Source organism: Pseudomonas sp. NPDC098740 (genome assembly GCF_044760065.1).
GTDB lineage: Bacteria > Pseudomonadota > Gammaproteobacteria > Pseudomonadales > Pseudomonadaceae > Aquipseudomonas > Aquipseudomonas rossensis.
On sequence record NZ_JBIWAM010000022.1, the window covers coordinates 17,816 to 33,690 of the forward strand.

Genomic DNA, 15,875 nt, shown 5'->3' on the forward strand with positions numbered 1-15,875 from the left:
CCTCGAGTCTAGCGACACGTTCAGCACAGAGATAACGACGTTTCGGCCAAACATGGACGCTTTGCCGCCCACCCAACGAACGATTTCCGCGGCCTGTTGCCCACCGGGCCTACAAAACTCATCCATGGTTTCCCACGAATTCAATCACATCGCTCTGACCACCGTGTTTTTCGGATGCCGTCTAAGCTCTGAACGTTGGTTTTGCCCTGGTTTCACGGAGGATTAAATATGCTGCTGTTGTGGATACTGGTTCTGGTTGTCGGGATTGCTTATTTAGCCCACCGACGCATCGCTCCACTGCCTGCCTTGGGTATCGTTGCCGTCTACCTGGTGGCGATGGGTGTTTTCAGCCGCGCGCCAGGCTGGCTGTTGCTGATTTTCTGGGTGTTGATCGCGGCCGTGGCTGCGCCCTTGTTGTTGCCCGACCTGCGCCGCAAATACTTCAGCGCGCCGCTGTTCAGCTGGTTCCAGAAAACCCTGCCGCCGATGTCGCAAACCGAACGCGATGCGATCGATGCCGGCACGGTGTGGTGGGACGGTGAACTGTTCAGCGGTCGCCCGGACTGGAACAAACTGCTGTCCTATCCAAAAGTACAGCTGAGCGAAGAGGAACAGGCCTTTATTGACGGCCCGACTGAAGAACTCTGCGCCATGGTCAGCGACTGGCAGATCGGTCAAACCATGGACCTGCCTCCCGAAGCCTGGGCCTACATCAAGGAAAACGGCTTCTTCGCCCTGATCATTCCCAAGGAGTTTGGCGGCAAAGGTTTCTCCGCCTATGCCCACTCCCAGGTGGCGATGAAACTGGCGACCCGCAGCGGCGACCTTGCCTCTACCGTGATGGTCCCCAACTCCCTCGGTCCGGCCGAACTGCTGTTGCATTACGGCACCGACGAGCAACGCAACCACTACCTGCCTCGACTGGCGCGCGGCGATGACATCCCGTGCTTCGCACTGACCGGCCCACTGGCCGGCTCTGATGCCGGCTCCATGCCCGACACCGGGGTGATCTGCAAAGGTGAATGGGAAGGCAAGGAAACCTTGGGTCTGCGTCTGAACTGGGAGAAGCGTTACATCACACTGGGTCCTGTCGCCACCCTGCTCGGCCTCGCGTTCAAGGCCTACGACCCGGATCACTTGCTGGGTGAGGAGGAAGACCTGGGGATCAGTCTGGCGTTGATCCCGACCGATATTGCCGGTGTCGAAATCGGCCGCCGTCACTTGCCGTTGGGCGCTTCATTTATGAACGGCCCGAACTCTGGCAAAGATGTGTTCGTACCGTTGGAGTTCCTCATCGGCGGCCAGGAAATGATCGGCAAAGGCTGGATGATGCTGATGAACTGCCTGTCGGTGGGGCGTTCGATTTCGTTGCCAGCGGTCGGCACCGGTGCCGCCAAGTTCACCAGCCTGGTGACCGGCCAGTACGCTCAGGTCCGCGAACAATTCAATGTTCCACTGTCGGCCTTCGAAGGTATTCAGGAAGCGATGGCGCGCATCGGCGGCAACGCCTGGATGATGGACGCCGCGCGGATGCTCACGGCCAATGCAGTGGATTTGGGCGAGAAGCCGTCGGTGCTGTCGGCGATTCTCAAGTACCACCTCACTGAACGCGGCCGCGAGTGCATCAGTCACGCCATGGATGTTCATGGCGGCAAGGCAATCATCATGGGGCCGAACAACTACCTCGGTCGCAGCTGGAATGGCGCACCGATTTTCATCACCGTGGAAGGCGCGAACATCCTCTCGCGTAACTTGATGATCTTCGGTCAGGGTGCGATTCGCTGCCATCCATTCGTGCTCAAGGAAATGGCCCTCGCCGGACGTGAGGACAAGGATCAGGCCCTCACTGAATTTGATGGTCTGCTGCTCAAGCACATCGGTTTTGCCGTAAGCAACGCCGCCAGCACCCTGGTGCTGAACCTTGGTGTCGGCCATTTCGAACACATGCCGGGCAACAGGCTCAGCCAGGGTTACTTCCGCGCCCTCAATCGCCAGGCTGCTGCGTTCGCCATGCTCGCCGACCTGAGCATGATGCTGCTGGGCGGCGAATTGAAACGACGCGAACGTCTGTCGGCACGTCTGGGGGATGTGCTCAGCAACATGTACCTCGCCTCCGCCGCACTCAAGCGTTACCACGACCTCGATTCACCGGAGCACATGGCTCCGCTGTTTACTTGGGCCATGGAAGAAAGTCTGGGTCAATCGGAACGAGCGCTGGATGAACTGCTGACCAACTTCCCGAACAAGGTGTTGGGTTGCCTGTTGCGAGTGATCGTGTTCCCGTTCGGTCGTCGTCACAAAGGGCCATCAGACAATCTCGGCGCGGAAGTGGCGGCGGTGATCGGTCGCGCCAAGGGCGATCCGACCCTGGAAGAGTTGCTCGGCGGTTGCTACCGGCCGCAATCCACTGATGACCCGGTCGGCGCCCTGCAACATGCGTGTAACCTGCTGAGTGCCGCGCAACCGCTGCGGAAAAAGCTTCATGTCGCACTCAAAAGCGGCCAGGTCAAACCGGTCGCCGGGGAACACACCATCGATGCAGCGCTTGAAGCTGGCGTGTTACAGCCCGTTGAAGCGCAGACCCTGCGTGACGCCGAAGCGGCGCAGCGCAAGGTGATCGATGTCGATGATTTCGATAAAGAGGAAGTGGCGCAGGCAGAAGGAAAGGTCCGCTGATCCAGCAGGTCATGTGCCCTACCTGTAAAAATGGGCGCAGGAGCTTTATACTCCCGCGCCCGTTTTGCTCTTGAGGACTTATCTCGTGTCCAATGTCGTTGCCGATCATCTTGTCTTGCTCGACCACCTGCGCAGCATCCTGGTCGCCGTAGGTGAGGCCGAACAGGTTCCCGAAGAAAGCCATGCCTTGTTCCTGGAGCGCTTCGACGAACTGCGTGCGTTGCTGCCGGTCGACCCGATCGAAAGCCAATACCTGGGCCAGGACATTCTGTGCCAGGTGATCACCCGCTACCCGCAAATCGCCCACCTGGTCCCGCGCGACCTGCTGTGGTACTTCGCCGGTGACTGCCTGCATTATATGCCCGACGATGAAATCGACTTGTACCAGGCGCTGGAAGAACGTCGTTTCGAAGCTGAACAAAACGACGAACCTTTCGACTGGAACCAGGAAAAACAGCTGCTGGCGATGTCGAACCAGGACAGCAAGCACTGATCCTCGGTCAGAAATGCAAAAGGCCCGCATGGTTGAACATGCGGGCCTTTTTTTTGATCTTCGCTTCAGAGCAACCCATCACTCTCCGGCAACTCATACTCCGCCGCGAGCTTGCCCGCACTACTCAACTTGCCCGGCTTGCTCAGCGTTGGTTCCTTCTCCAGGCACTCCACCAGATAGTCGATCAACACCCGTAACTTCGGTGGCAAATAACGGGTTGGCGAATGCAGCAACCAGGCACCGCCGTGGTATGACGCCAGAAAAGTCCAGTCCGGCAGCACCTGCACGATCAGCCCCTGCTCCAACGCATGACGCGCAGTGAAGTACGGCAGGCTGCCAATCCCGATGTGCTGCAACACTGCGCCCAACCGCACGCCGGTGTGATTGGCCGCATAACGTCCGCGCACGCCAACGGTGAAAGCCTTGGTGCCTTTCTTGAATTTCCAGCGTGCATCGCTCGGCGTTTCGCCCAGATAGATGCAGCTGTGGTTGAGCAAGTCGTGGGGATGGGTCGGTGTGCCGTGTTCGGCCAGGTATTGCGGCGTTGCACAGAGCATATGATCGATGGTGAGCAATTGCCGCCCGACCAGTCCAGCAGGTGGCCGATCTGTAATACGAATCGCCAGATCAACGTTGTCGTCGATCAAATCCACCTGGCGGTCCTCAAGCAACAGCTCCACATCCACTTTGGGATAACGACGCAAAAATTCCGGCATATGCGGATGAATCACGAAACGCCCCACCGCCTTCGGCACACTGACGCGCACCAGTCCTTCCGCTTCATGGGTGAACTGACCGCTGATCTCCATCACCGACTTGGCTGCGCTGACCATCTCCCGGCAGCGCTTGAACACCTCTTCCCCACCGTCGCTCAAGCGCAACTTGCGCGTGGTTCGCTGCAGTAAACGGGTGGCGAGCGCCTTCTCCAGACGCGAAATGCTGCGACTGACCGCCGAGGGTGAAGAACCCAACTGGCGAGCGGCCTCGGAGAAGCTGCCGGTCTCGACAACCTTGACGAAGATCGCCATTTCACCGAGCAATGGCAGTGGAAGATTTATGCTCACAGCGCAACAGTCCTTTGATGTTTGAACGGATTATCACGCAATTCCACGCTTCATATAATAAAAAATAGAATTGTTAATAAGGGCATGGAATATGACGCTTCGCCTCTTTTTCCATAGTGATGACCTCAAGGCCAATGTGGAAGTCCTGGATTGCACGCCCCACGAGAACGAATTTGTCGTGGTGCTGCGCGCCACGTTGTTTCATCCCCAAGGCGGTGGACAGCCCTTTGACACCGGCTGGATCGGCGAAAGCCGGGTGCTGCGGGTTGTTCAGGATCCGGACCGGATCATTCATTTCGTCGACCATCCGGTAAAACCGGGCATGACTCAGATTCGTGTCGACGAACAACGCCGCCAGTTCAATTCACGCATGCATTCCGCCGGCCACCTGATCGGCCACTTCGTCCAGGCCATGGGCTGGATGCCGATCAAGGCTCATCACTGGCCGGGCGAAGGACGCGTGCAATTCAAACCGGCAGAGTCGGCAAAAGAGGTTGATGCAGAGATGATTCAGCACGGCATCGAGCAGTGGATCGCCAATGATCTGCCGCGCCTGACGTCAATGCGTGAAGGCGCCCGGGAAATCGGTTTCGGTGAACTGCCCGCCTACGGCTGCGGCGGCACCCATGTACGCAGCCTGAAGGATCTGGGCACGGTCACAATCACGTCCCTTTCACTGAAGAAGGGAACGCTGTCAGTCCACTACAGCGTGGATTGAGCATTTGGGCGATGCCGTTCCTGTCATCGCCTGACGCCGGGGGAACCTGCGGTCGCGGGTTCTGTTGACTATCTGATAGATGGACCTAAGACATGATGCTTGACGTCGAGCGTCTCGATGAGACGTGCATAAAAAAACTGGCCAACGAAGAAGTCCTCGCCATCCGCGTCAAAGGCTTGTTGCCCAAGCCACTGGCGATTCAGATTGGCGACAAGATCCTCGCCCCGGGCTTCGAAGGCTATATCAATGCGCCAAGCATCGGTCGCATCGGCATGGCGTTTTATGAAGCGGAAAACCAGCCGCTGCTGATCGAAGATTATTTCGAACGCGCCACCCGCAACATTGCGGAATTACGCAACCGGTGTGCGCCCTATTCGTCCCCCGTCGACACCCTGCGCTGCATGCTCGACGAGTCCTGGCCGGCGGGTGCGCACCTGGAAAATCTCTACGGTCGCAAGATGTATGTCGGGCTGTCCCGGGTGGTGAAACCCGGGATCTGTTTTCTGGCCCACCACGACATTTTCGCCAAGGACGCCCCGGACAGTTATCAGGCCAAAAGCCTGGAAGCGCAGTTCGCCTGCAATGTTTACCTGAACATGCCCGCCGAGGGCGGTGCACTGCAGATGTGGGACCACGACATCTCCCCGGACCAGTTCGACGAAATGCGTGGCGACAGTTACGGAATCGATCCGGCTCTGCTCGGGACTCCGACCCTGGAGATTCTTCCCGAGCCGGGTGATTTCATCATGTTCAATTCGCGCTGCATGCACTCGGTGACACCGGGTGTGGCTGATCCGCGCTTGAGCCTTTCGTTCTTTGTCGGCTATCGCGGCAATGCTTCACCCCTTACTTTCTGGAGTTGAAATGCTTTCGAATTACCTGGGCGAGTTTCTGGCGCTGGCAACTATCCACTTTCTGGCTGTGGTCGCACCCGGACCTGACTTCGCAGTGACCATCCGTCAGAGCGTGCGCTTCGGTCGACTGGTCGGGATTTGCACGGCTCTGGGCATCGGTGCGGGTATTTCCGTGCACGTGCTTTACACCTTGCTCGGGGTCGGCGCGCTGATGCACACGACGCCTTGGCTGCTGACGGTGGCCAAGGTTGTGGGTGGCGCTTACATTTTGTACCTCGGCGTCAGCCTGTTGCGCAGCAAGCCCAAGACCGTACTGGAAGGCGACAAGCCTGACGAACCGGTCGTAGAACAAACTTTGCTGAAGGCATTTACCACCGGCTTCCTGACCAACGCGACCAACCCGAAAGCCACACTGTTTTTCCTGGCGATCTTCACCACCATCATCAGCGCCACAACGCCACTGAAGATCCAGGCGCTTTACGGAATCTGGATGTGTTTTGTGAATGCGCTGTGGTTTGTGATCGTCGCGCTGTTCTTTTCCAGTGCTCGGGTACGGCTGCTGTTTATGCGCATGGGGCACTGGTTCGAACGCACCATGGGGGTGATTCTGATCCTGTTCGCGGGGCGCCTGATTCTGTCGATGTAAAACCTGCACCCATGCAGAAGGCCCGCTCAGTCGGCTGACGGGCCTTTTTCGTTTCTGCGTCGCTTTTGCATTTCTGTGCGACAGATCTCACTTCAGGGACTCCCGTACTGCTCACTCGTGGTGTTAGTTTGGGAACGTTTTCTTGCCTCATCGATCAGAAATCTCTCACAAACTGCCTGCAAAGGAATGCCCCCAACAATGAATTTCTCACTCAAGCACCTGGCCGCGTCAACCCTGATACTGGCCAGCCTTTCGTCGTTCACCCTGACAGCGCACGCTAACATCACCCCGCAACAGAGCGCGGCCATCCTCAAGACCTTCAGCGACGCATCGGTAACGGATTTCAGGCAGTTCCTGGGAGGCCTGGCCAAAAGCGACCTTGGCAAAACCGACGACCTCGGCCCGGCCATCAGCGCCTTTCTCGACAACAAGGCCCTATCCCCCGAACAGCAGAACGAGATCCATCGCCTGCTCGGCCTCTATGCACGCGTGAAGTACGGCAGCGCCGCCACCGAGACCCTGCGCGAGCTGGTGGCAATTCCGACCTTCCGCGTGGACGGTGTTGCCCAGCACGACAATCCCGAATTCATCAAGATCGCCGACAAGATCAAGGGTCTTGCACAGGCCTTCAACCTGAACTTTCGCAACATCGACAACCGCGTCTATGAAATCTCCCTGGAAGGCAGTGGCGATGAAGTCGTGGGCATTCACGCGCATGCCGATGTGGTGCCCGTGACGCCGGAGAACTGGGTCCTGAAAGACGGCACCCGACTTGACCCGTTCAAGGTCACTCTGATCGGCGACCGCATGTATGGCCGGGGCACCGAGGATGACAAGAACGGCATCGTGGTAACGCTCTACGCCATGAAGATCATCAAGGAAGAGAAGCTGCCGCTGGCCAGGAATCTCAAGTTGCTGGTCGACACCACCGAAGAAACCACCGGCGACGCCATCCCCTATTACTTCGAACACAACCCGACACCCAACTACAACCTGGCGCTGGATGGTGGCTACCCGGTAGTGATTGCCGAGAAAGGCTACGGCACTGTCATGGCGAACTTTGCCAAGCGCAAGGCAGAGGGCAAGGGCGCTGAAATCATATCGATGACGGGCGGCATGGCCACCAACCAGATTCCGTCGACATCGGTCGCCACCCTTTTGAGTGACAAGCCTGCTGAATTGGCCGCCAGCCTGCAGAAGGCAGGTAGCGATTATGCCAAGCGCAATGGCGGCAACTTCGAGGTAACCGCCAAGGTCGTCGGCAAAGACGTCAAGCTGACGGTCACCGGCGTTTCGGCCCACTCCTCCGAGCCCGAGTCAGGCGTTAACCCGGTGGCCAGGATGCTGGACTTCATCAACAGCCTCGACGGAAAAGTCGCACTCAAGCACAACCACATTACCGACGCCGCCCGCTACGCTGCCGACAACTGGGGACTGGACTACCTGGGTGGCCAATTGGCGGTCGGCTTTTCCGATGCCTTCATGGGACCGTTGACCACTTCCCTGACCTATGTCGGGATGGATGAGAAAACCTTCAAGCTCGCGGTCAACCTGCGGGTGCCGAAGGGCAAGTCCCCCGAAGTGCTCAAAACCGAAATCGCCGAAAAGCTTGGCGCCTGGAGCAAGAAGACCCACGTTGCGGTGGCCTTCGACTACTCGATCGCCGAGCCGATGTACCGCAACCCTGAGGGTGAATGGGTCAAGGCCCTGCTGGCCGTGGCCAGCGAAAACCTTGGCATGGAGAACAAGTTCGGTACTTCCGCCGGCGCCACCTCGGTCCATGAACTGCCCAATGGCGTGCAATTCGGCCTGGCCAGGCCCGAGGTCAAGTACACCGGCCACACTGACAACGAGTTCAAGACCGTCGACCAGTTCCTGCTGGATCTGCAGATCGTGACCGAGATGATGGGGCGCATCGGGCAGTTGCCGAAGCTGTGATGCTCTTTCGGACCCGCTGTCCTGGTGGGTCCACTGCTTTGATCGTAGCAACACCCCTGTAGCAGCTGGCGAAGCCTGCGTTCGGCTGCGCAGCAGTCGTAAAGTCAGACACCGCGGTGTGTCAGGCTCACGGCGCAATCCGGATTTACGACTGCTTCGCAGCCGAACGCAGGCTTCGCCAGCTGCTACAGGGATCGGGTCTTGGCCGGCATTATCCTAGGTTCTTTTTTCATAAATAACGCGCAAACAAAAACGCCGCTCATTGCTGGGCGGCGTTTTTGTTAAATATGGAGCGGGAAACGAGACTCGAACTCGCGACCCCGACCTTGGCAAGGTCGTGCTCTACCAACTGAGCTATTCCCGCAAATGGCGTCCCCTAGGGGACTCGAACCCCTGTTACCGCCGTGAAAGGGCGGTGTCCTAGGCCACTAGACGAAGGGGACACACGTACAACATTCACTCCCTACCGCGTTTCGCTGTGTGCTTTACGCTGTAAGTGGCGCGCATTCTATGGATGGATTGAGGGGTCGTCAACCCCCAGATATAAATTTATTTAAATCAATGACTTCGCCCTGCTTTGAGACACTAATCAGGCTTTTCCGTCGCCCGGGGTTTGACGCCTATATTCTGACACCCGCCAAGACGTTATAGTCCACCCACGCCAAAGATGATGGCAATGTGCACCTCGCACGCTATTACTTATATAAGCAGGAACGCGGCCGATACAGGCAGTGCAGTAGCCGATTCAACTCGCTGAGTGGCGCTATGCGTCCCAATGCCAAGCCACTACACTCGCACGCGAACCCCATAAAGAGGTCTTACCGGTGACACCACTCATGATCACCCTGCTAGTCGTAGCCGGGATCGCACTATTGATCGCCATTGGCTACATGAACCATGTGGTGGAAAACAATAAGCTGGAAAAGGCCCGCGCCAAAGTTGAGCTCAACGATCGTCTACGTCGTTGCGGCGAAATCACCGAGACCTTCCCCGGCCAATTGATGACACCGGGCCTCAAGCTGCTGTTGACCCGTCTGGAATTGAACGTCTGCCAACGCCTGCTCAATCTGGAAAAAACCAGCTCCAACCTCAAGGCACGGATTGGCGAACTGAGCGCCTTGGTCGGCCAGGGCGAATCGATCCCGGTCAACAACCCGCCCGCACCGATCCAGACCGAAGCCAAAGCCAAGGACGTACGTTTCCTGCTCGAAGCCCTGCACGGCCAAATCACCCGCGCCGCACAGGACGGCTTCCTGCCAACCAACGAAGCCAAACGCTGGATCCGCGAAGTTCGCCACATCCTGGTCCTGCTGCACATCGAATTCTTCAACAACCTCGGCCAGCACGCCCTGCAACAGAACCAGCCCGGCCAGGCCCGCCTGGCGTTCGAACGCGGCGTGCAATACCTGCGCAAACAACAGGAACCCCAGGTCTACGCCGAACAGCTGGAATACCTGGAAAAACTCCTGGCTCGCGCAAACGCACAAGTCATGGACAACATCGCACCGGTAGAAGGCGAAGTGAACCAGCTGACCGAAGGACTCAAAGACGTCGAGGCCGATGCGGACTGGAAGAAAAAAGTGATCTACGACTGATCAGAGAAAGTAGAAAAGCCACCTAAGCAGGTGGCTTTTTTTTGCGTTGAGTTTGATGGGCGGGGCCAGGACAGCAAGGTCGACTATCAGGCCGCCTTCGCGAGCAGGCTCGCTCCCACAGTTGGACGATGTACAACCGCAAGGGATTGGTCGGCCGTCAGGCCGCTATCGTCGGAACGCCGCCCGGACCAAGCCCGGCTCCCACAGTTGATCGGTGTACACCTCAAAGCCGAAAGTGCCCCACCATCCCCTTCAGCTCAACCCCCAACTGCGCCAACTCAATACTGGAAGCCGCATTCCCCTGCATCGCCAACGAAGACTGATCCGCGCTGGCCCGAATACTCGTGACACTGCGATTGATCTCCTCAGCCACTGAACTCTGCTCCTCGGCAGCCGCTGCAATCTGCTGGTTCATCTGCTGAATCAAAGACACTGCCGCCGCAATACTCCCCAGCGCACTCTCAGTCTGCAACGCATCACTCACAGCCAGCTTCACCAGCTCGCCACTGTTCTGAATCTGCTGAACAGAAGACTGAGCCGCCGAGCGCAAGGCGCTCACCAGTCGTTCAATCTCCTCGGTCGATTGTTGAGTACGCTTGGCCAGGGCCCGCACTTCATCGGCCACCACCGCAAAGCCCCTGCCCTGCTCGCCGGCTCGAGCCGCCTCGATCGCGGCGTTGAGGGCCAATAGATTGGTCTGCTCGGCCACACTCTTGATGACACTCAGTACCGTGCCGATGTTCTGGATCTCGGCACTCAAGCTTTCGATGCTCGAACTGGCTGAGGTGGCGGAATCTGCCAACTGTTCGATCCGCGCCATGCTCTGGCGCACCACCTGCTGACCACTTTCAACCTTGCCGTCCGCTGTCTGCGCCGCTTGAGCGGCCTCCTCCGCGTTGCGCGCAACGTCGTGCACGGTGGCGGTCATCTGATTCATCGCGGTAGCGACCTGTTCGGTTTCTTCCTTCTGGCTGCTGACTTCAAGATTGGTCTGCTCGGTCACCGCCGACAGTGACTGCGCTGAACTGGCCAACTGTTCGATGCCCGCCTGCAAACCGCTGACAATGCTGCTAAGCCCCGCGCCCATCTGCTGCATGGCCTGCATCAGCTGCCCTATCTCATCACGACGGGTCACTTCAACCGTCGCACTCAAATCGCCAGAGGCAATCTGTTGAGCAACACGGATCACACTGCGCAGCGGTGCCACGATCAACCGGGTAATCACCCAGGCCGCAATCAGCCCGACCAGCAGCGCCAGCGCCGAGGAACCGATGATCAGCAGCGAGTTCTTTTTCAGCTCCGCCTGCATCGACTGGTCTTCGGCGACATAGGCCTGATCCACCCGTTCCACCACCTGAGCGGCGCGCTGATGCAGCTGTTGATAAACGGTTTTTTCCTGCGCCAGCAGGCCGGTGTACTCAGCGAGTTTTTCGCTGAATCCGCCAATGTGCCCGACCACTTCGTTGAGGACCGTCTGGTAACCCTCATCCTTGACCGTGGTTTTCAGCTGCTCGGCCTGGGTCAGTGCCTGGTCGGCCTGCTCGATCTTGCCCTGCCCTGCGCTGTCGTCGCCCTTGCGGCTCAGGTCCAGGCGCACACGCGCTTCGTTCATGGCTTGCAACATCAACCGCGACACCTGGCTGACCTGATTGGCCTGTTCGATAAACTGCCCACCGTCCTTGCCTTCGGATTCCTTCAAGGTATAAGCGCCGTCATCGGCCAGCCCGGCCTGTAGCACGTCGAGATTATTGGCCACGCTGGACACCGACCAACTGGCCATCTCCAGTGCCAGGTCCTTGGCCTGGCTGAGCGAGACGAACTCGTCAAAGGCCTTGCGGTAGGCCCCCAGAGACTGCTCGACGTCATTCATCACCGGCACGTTGGCCGCAGACGCCGCTTTCAGTTGGATTGCCAGGGCGATCAGACCGTCAACGCCCTCGCGCAGCGCATCAGCGGTTTTCGGGTTGCCGTGCAAGGCGTATTCCTGCTCGAGCAGTCTCACCTTGAGCAAACCGCTGTTGAGCGACGACATCTGCTTGAGCCCGTCGAAGCGCTGGCTGATGGTTTGCAAGGACCATACGCCGATGGCCGCCACCAAGGCTGTCAACAGCAGCACCAGTACAAACCCGACACCCAGTTTTTTCGCCATACCGAGGTTGGCAAAACGTCCTTGCACGGCCGAAATCATTGCACTTAGTCCCCTGACATAGTCTGTTAACGCAGATTCGCAACGGGCCTGTATCAACACAAGTCTCTGGCGTCGGAATAATGGCAAAAAGCTACGCTCACGTCGTTTTCAGAACGCTTGAGGTCGATCCCGAGCGGTGGCCTGAAAAAACGCGCGGGCTCGCGGATCACAGGCATAGGCCACATTGATACGCTGCCAGTCGTTGGCCTCTGCAGTGGGGCTGAATGCCGTCGCAGAAGACAACAGGACACCGAAGCGCTGGGCTTGTTTGCGCACCTGAGCGTAGTCGGACATCCGCGATCGCGCCCAGATGAACAAGCCTCCGACCGGCTTGCCGAACACCTCCCACTCGGCGTCTTCAAGCACTTGCAACGCAGCCTCCCTGTCATTGCTCAAACGCTGGCGCTGGCGCTGGACCAGTTTGCGGTAGGCACCGCTGGCTAAAAGGCTTGCCAGCACCGACTCGCAAAACCGTGAAGCGCCCATGCTGCTGATCATCTTGACTTCGGCCAGCCGCGAAATAACCCCGGCACCGGCCACTACAAAACCGACCCGCAACGAACTGCTGAGGGTTTTGGAGTAGCTGCCGACGTAGATCACGTTGTCATCGATACCCAACGCAGCGAGGCGCGTACCGGGGCCGCTGTGCAAATCCGCATAGACGTCGTCTTCGATTACCAGAAGGCCATAAGTTTTGGCCAGTTGCAGAACCCGCTGCGCCACCGCCGGCGCCAGGCTGCTGCCAGTGGGATTGTGATAGAAGCTATTGATGAAGATCCCGCTCGGGCTGTATTTCACCAGCAGCGCCTCAAGCGCTTCGATGTCCGGCCCGCGCGGGGTTCGCGGTACCTCGATCATGCTGACACCGTGCAGTCTGAGCAGATCGAACAGCAAGCAATAACCGGGATTCTCCACCACCACGCAATCACCCGGCTTGAACAAGGTACGCACGATCAGGTCCAGTCCTTGACTGGCACCCGCCGTTGTCAGGATCCGGTTTTCCTCCACCACGATATCGAGCTGTTTCAGGCGCTTGTGAATCTGCTGACGCAAGGCTGGCAGGCCCAGCGGTGTGCTGTAGTTGAACAGGCCGGCCATGTCGGTGCGGCTGACCTGACGGATCGCGTAGCTCAGGTCGTCAGTTTCGCGCCAGCTCTCGGGTAGTCCGCCACACCCCAGTTTGAGTTCGCCCGAAGTGCCGCCCTGCTTCACTTCTACCCCCTCGAACCAGGGGCAATCCTGTTGCCCCGGCGCGGCCAGCGCTGGCATGGCGACAATGAAACCGGCGCCATGACGCGACGCCAGCACCCCTTGAGCCACCAGACGCTCACAGGCCTCAACGACGCTGGACTGACTGAGCAAATTGATCCGGGCGATTTGCCGCACAGAAGGCAAACGCGTCCCCGGCGGCACCTCGCCACGGCGAAGCCAGCAGGCTAGCGCGTCGACGATTTGCTGTACGACCGGCACCAATGCCTGTCGATCGATTCTCAACTCCATGAGCAAGCAAACTCCTGTCCGTTTTGCGGGGAACAGTTAATCACAGGAGCGCTCGATCAGCTGTGCGACAACACCGCTAAAACCATCGGTTCTAACCATTTGAAACACTTTGTCCGGCACCTTTAAGGAACCGAAAAAAAACCCGCACAATTGCGGGTTTTTTCCTACGTTGCAGTGCCTGTTTCAAAACGCCGTAACGCCGCCGTCCACCGCCAGTGAATGCCCCGTGGTGAACGCTGCGCCGTCGCTGCACAGGTACAACACCGCACTGGCGATTTCCTCGACCTTGCCGATGCGCCCGACGGGGTGCATGGCATTGGCGAACTCGCCTTTCTTCGGGTCGGCTTCATAGGCACGGCGGAACATGTCGGTGTCGATCACTGCCGGACACACCGCGTTCACCCGAATCTTTTTCTTGGCGTATTCGATGGCCGCCGATTTGGTCAGGCCGATTACCGCATGTTTCGACGCCGCGTAAATACTCATCTTCGGCGCAGCCCCAAGGCCGGCTACCGATGCGGTGTTGACGATTGCACCACCGCCCTGGGCCAGCAGTAAGGGCAACTGGTATTTCATGCACAACCAGACGCCTTTGACGTTGACGCCCATGATCGCGTCGAACTCGTCGACCGTACCTTCGGCCAGTTTGCCTTTCTCGATCTCGATGCCGGCATTGTTGAAGGCATAGTCGAGACGGCCGTAGGTATTGACCACCTCGTCCATCAGATTTTTTACATCGCTTTCCAGCGTGACATTGCAACGCACGAAGGTCGCTTCGCCGCCCGCCGTACGAATTAGCGCCACAGTGCCTTCGCCCCCGGCTGTGTCCATGTCGGCCACTACCACTTTCAAGCCTTCAGCAGCGAATGCCTGGGCAGTCGCACGGCCAATGCCATTGGCGGCGCCCGTCACCACAGCGACCTGGCCAGAAAACGTCATGCTCATTGTTATGTCCTCGAAGAGAAGATGCGGGGGATCGCGTGTTCGCAATCTAGCCACAAGGGCCTGAGGCGCGGCAGCACTATCAGAAGGCCGGTTGGGTGCCCATGAGTGACAGTGATAGAACCGCCGGTTCGACTATCACTGCACTGGATCGATATGCATTCGCCGCATCAGCCAAACTTGCGGCATCGTTCATGAAGGTCTATCAACAAGTCTTCATTCATCTTGAGTGCCTGTCATGACTACCCAGACCAATCGCCAGTTCCTGCTCGCCAAACGTCCGGTGGGCGCGGCGACCCGCGAGACCTTCACCTATCAGGAAGTACCGGTCGGCGAACCGGCTGCGGGTCAGATCCTGGTCAAAAACGAATACCTGTCCCTGGACCCGGCCATGCGTGGCTGGATGAACGAGGGCAAGTCCTACATCCCGCCGGTCGGTATCGGCGAAGTGATGCGCGCATTGGGCGTAGGCAAAGTCGTTGCCTCGAATAATCCGGGCTTCGCGGTCGGGGACTACGTCAACGGTGCCCTGGGTGTGCAGGATTACTTCCTCGGCGAGCCACGAGGTTTCTACAAGGTCGATCCGAAACTGGCGCCTCTGCCGCGCTATCTGTCGGCGCTGGGCATGACCGGCATGACCGCCTATTTCGCCCTGCTCGATGTCGGCGCGCCAAAGGCGGGTGACACCGTGGTGCTGTCGGGCGCGGCCGGCGCGGTGGGCAGCATTGCCGGGCAGATCGCCAAGATCAAAGGTTGCCGCGTCATCGGCATTGCCGGCGGCGCGGACAAATGCCAGTTCCTGATTGACGAACTGGGTTTTGACGGTGCCATCGATTACAAAAACGAAGACGTCCACGCTGGCCTCAAGCGCGAATGTCCGAAAGGTGTCGATGTGTATTTCGATAACGTCGGCGGCGATATCCTCGACGCGGTGTTGAGTCGTCTGAACATGAAGGCGCGGGTGGTGATCTGTGGCGCCATCAGCCAGTACAACAACAAGGAAGCGGTCAAAGGCCCGGCCAACTACCTGTCGCTGCTGGTCAACCGCGCGCGGATGGAAGGTTTTGTGGTGATGGACTATGCCGCGCAGTTCGCCGCCGCCGGCCAGGAAATGGCCGGCTGGATGGCCAAGGGGCAACTCAAAAGCAAGGAAGATATTGTTGAAGGACTGGAGACGTTCCCGGAGACGCTGATGAAGTTGTTCAGCGGCGAGAATTTCGGGAAGTTGGTGCTGAAGGTCTAAAAGCAGTAAAACAAAAGA

The 15,875-nt window shown here is 58.5% G+C and carries 12 protein-coding genes, 2 tRNA genes and 1 pseudogene; 8 read left to right on the plus strand and 7 right to left on the minus strand.

The window, feature by feature from the left end; all coding sequences use genetic code 11:
• Window positions 1-228: 228 nt before the first annotated feature.
• Both ACIQU2_RS22610 and ACIQU2_RS22615 read left to right on the plus strand, forming a co-directional pair.
• The gene (locus ACIQU2_RS22610) at window positions 229-2,676 is read left to right on the plus strand and encodes an acyl-CoA dehydrogenase (protein WP_403144075.1); all 2,448 of its coding nucleotides are present in this window, start codon (window positions 229-231) and stop codon (window positions 2,674-2,676) included.
• A gap of 85 nt (window positions 2,677-2,761) precedes the next feature.
• Window positions 2,762-3,169, plus strand: a complete 408-nt coding sequence (locus ACIQU2_RS22615) for a PA2817 family protein (protein WP_007905217.1) — start codon at window positions 2,762-2,764, stop codon at window positions 3,167-3,169.
• 65 nt (window positions 3,170-3,234) lie between these two features.
• Here ACIQU2_RS22615 and ACIQU2_RS22620 read toward each other — a convergent pair whose 3' ends face one another.
• Window positions 3,235-4,233 carry a LysR substrate-binding domain-containing protein gene (locus ACIQU2_RS22620; RefSeq protein ID WP_403144077.1) on the minus strand — a complete coding sequence of 333 codons (999 nt, stop codon included), beginning with the start codon at window positions 4,231-4,233 and terminating at the stop codon, window positions 3,235-3,237.
• A 91-nt stretch (window positions 4,234-4,324) separates the two neighbouring features.
• Here ACIQU2_RS22620 and ACIQU2_RS22625 point away from each other — a divergent pair, with 91 nt between their 5' ends.
• From ACIQU2_RS22625 to ACIQU2_RS22640, 4 genes are all read left to right on the plus strand, one after another.
• Window positions 4,325-4,951, plus strand: a complete 627-nt coding sequence (locus ACIQU2_RS22625) for an alanyl-tRNA editing protein (protein WP_347804110.1) — start codon at window positions 4,325-4,327, stop codon at window positions 4,949-4,951.
• Between the two features lie 92 nt (window positions 4,952-5,043).
• Window positions 5,044-5,814, plus strand: coding sequence for a 2OG-Fe(II) oxygenase (locus tag ACIQU2_RS22630; RefSeq protein WP_056742718.1), 771 nt, complete (start codon window positions 5,044-5,046; stop codon window positions 5,812-5,814).
• A gap of 1 nt (window position 5,815) precedes the next feature.
• Window positions 5,816-6,451, plus strand: a complete 636-nt coding sequence (locus ACIQU2_RS22635; protein ID WP_033056907.1) for a LysE family translocator — start codon at window positions 5,816-5,818, stop codon at window positions 6,449-6,451.
• Between the two features lie 198 nt (window positions 6,452-6,649).
• Window positions 6,650-8,389, plus strand: a complete 1,740-nt coding sequence (locus ACIQU2_RS22640) for a dipeptidase (protein ID WP_403144079.1) — start codon at window positions 6,650-6,652, stop codon at window positions 8,387-8,389.
• Window positions 8,390-8,677: 288 nt separating this feature from the next.
• Here ACIQU2_RS22640 and ACIQU2_RS22645 read toward each other — a convergent pair.
• Both ACIQU2_RS22645 and ACIQU2_RS22650 read right to left on the minus strand, forming a co-directional pair.
• A tRNA-Gly gene (locus ACIQU2_RS22645) sits at window positions 8,678-8,753 on the minus strand.
• Between the two features lie 3 nt (window positions 8,754-8,756).
• A tRNA-Glu gene (locus ACIQU2_RS22650) sits at window positions 8,757-8,832 on the minus strand.
• A gap of 393 nt (window positions 8,833-9,225) precedes the next feature.
• On the opposite strand from ACIQU2_RS22650, the gene ACIQU2_RS22655 reads away from it, so the two are divergent.
• Window positions 9,226-9,984 carry a hypothetical protein gene (locus tag ACIQU2_RS22655; RefSeq protein WP_033053231.1) on the plus strand — a complete coding sequence of 253 codons (759 nt, stop codon included), beginning with the start codon at window positions 9,226-9,228 and terminating at the stop codon, window positions 9,982-9,984.
• A gap of 223 nt (window positions 9,985-10,207) precedes the next feature.
• On the opposite strand, the gene ACIQU2_RS22660 is transcribed toward ACIQU2_RS22655, so the two are convergent.
• The 4 genes and pseudogenes from ACIQU2_RS22660 to ACIQU2_RS22675 form a co-directional block, all read right to left on the minus strand.
• Window positions 10,208-11,089 carry a methyl-accepting chemotaxis protein gene (locus ACIQU2_RS22660; RefSeq protein ID WP_371317146.1) on the minus strand — a complete coding sequence of 294 codons (882 nt, stop codon included), beginning with the start codon at window positions 11,087-11,089 and terminating at the stop codon, window positions 10,208-10,210.
• Window positions 11,069-12,172 (minus strand): annotated as a pseudogene (locus ACIQU2_RS22665) (HAMP domain-containing protein); the annotation flags it as partial. The pseudogene ACIQU2_RS22665 and the gene ACIQU2_RS22660, both read right to left, overlap by 21 nt.
• Window positions 12,173-12,280: 108 nt before the next feature.
• Window positions 12,281-13,672, minus strand: a complete 1,392-nt coding sequence (locus ACIQU2_RS22670; protein WP_403144081.1) for a PLP-dependent aminotransferase family protein — start codon at window positions 13,670-13,672, stop codon at window positions 12,281-12,283.
• Window positions 13,673-13,855: 183 nt separating this feature from the next.
• On the minus strand, window positions 13,856-14,617 hold the full coding sequence (locus tag ACIQU2_RS22675; RefSeq protein WP_150631761.1) for an SDR family oxidoreductase: 762 nt from the start codon (window positions 14,615-14,617) through the stop codon (window positions 13,856-13,858).
• 235 nt (window positions 14,618-14,852) lie between these two features.
• Between ACIQU2_RS22675 and ACIQU2_RS22680 the strand changes: the two genes are divergently transcribed.
• The gene (locus ACIQU2_RS22680; protein ID WP_403144083.1) at window positions 14,853-15,857 is read left to right on the plus strand and encodes an NADP-dependent oxidoreductase; all 1,005 of its coding nucleotides are present in this window, start codon (window positions 14,853-14,855) and stop codon (window positions 15,855-15,857) included.
• Window positions 15,858-15,875 lie beyond the last annotated feature (18 nt).

What these genes read in the sequence shown, in the direction of transcription:
- ACIQU2_RS22610 (WP_403144075.1), top strand. Translation starts at nt 229, where the DNA reads ATGCTGCTGTTGTGGATACTGGTTCTGGTTGTCGGGATTGCTTATTTA.
- ACIQU2_RS22625 (WP_347804110.1), top strand. Translation starts at nt 4,325, where the DNA reads ATGACGCTTCGCCTCTTTTTCCATAGTGATGACCTCAAGGCCAATGTG.
- ACIQU2_RS22630 (WP_056742718.1), top strand. Translation starts at nt 5,044, where the DNA reads ATGATGCTTGACGTCGAGCGTCTCGATGAGACGTGCATAAAAAAACTG.
- ACIQU2_RS22635 (WP_033056907.1), top strand. Translation starts at nt 5,816, where the DNA reads ATGCTTTCGAATTACCTGGGCGAGTTTCTGGCGCTGGCAACTATCCAC.
- ACIQU2_RS22640 (WP_403144079.1), top strand. Translation starts at nt 6,650, where the DNA reads ATGAATTTCTCACTCAAGCACCTGGCCGCGTCAACCCTGATACTGGCC.
- ACIQU2_RS22655 (WP_033053231.1), top strand. Translation starts at nt 9,226, where the DNA reads ATGATCACCCTGCTAGTCGTAGCCGGGATCGCACTATTGATCGCCATT.
- ACIQU2_RS22660 (WP_371317146.1), bottom strand. Translation starts at nt 11,089, where the DNA reads ATGCAGGCCATGCAGCAGATGGGCGCGGGGCTTAGCAGCATTGTCAGC.
- ACIQU2_RS22670 (WP_403144081.1), bottom strand. Translation starts at nt 13,672, where the DNA reads ATGGAGTTGAGAATCGATCGACAGGCATTGGTGCCGGTCGTACAGCAA.
- ACIQU2_RS22675 (WP_150631761.1), bottom strand. Translation starts at nt 14,617, where the DNA reads ATGAGCATGACGTTTTCTGGCCAGGTCGCTGTGGTGACGGGCGCCGCC.
- ACIQU2_RS22680 (WP_403144083.1), top strand. Translation starts at nt 14,853, where the DNA reads ATGACTACCCAGACCAATCGCCAGTTCCTGCTCGCCAAACGTCCGGTG.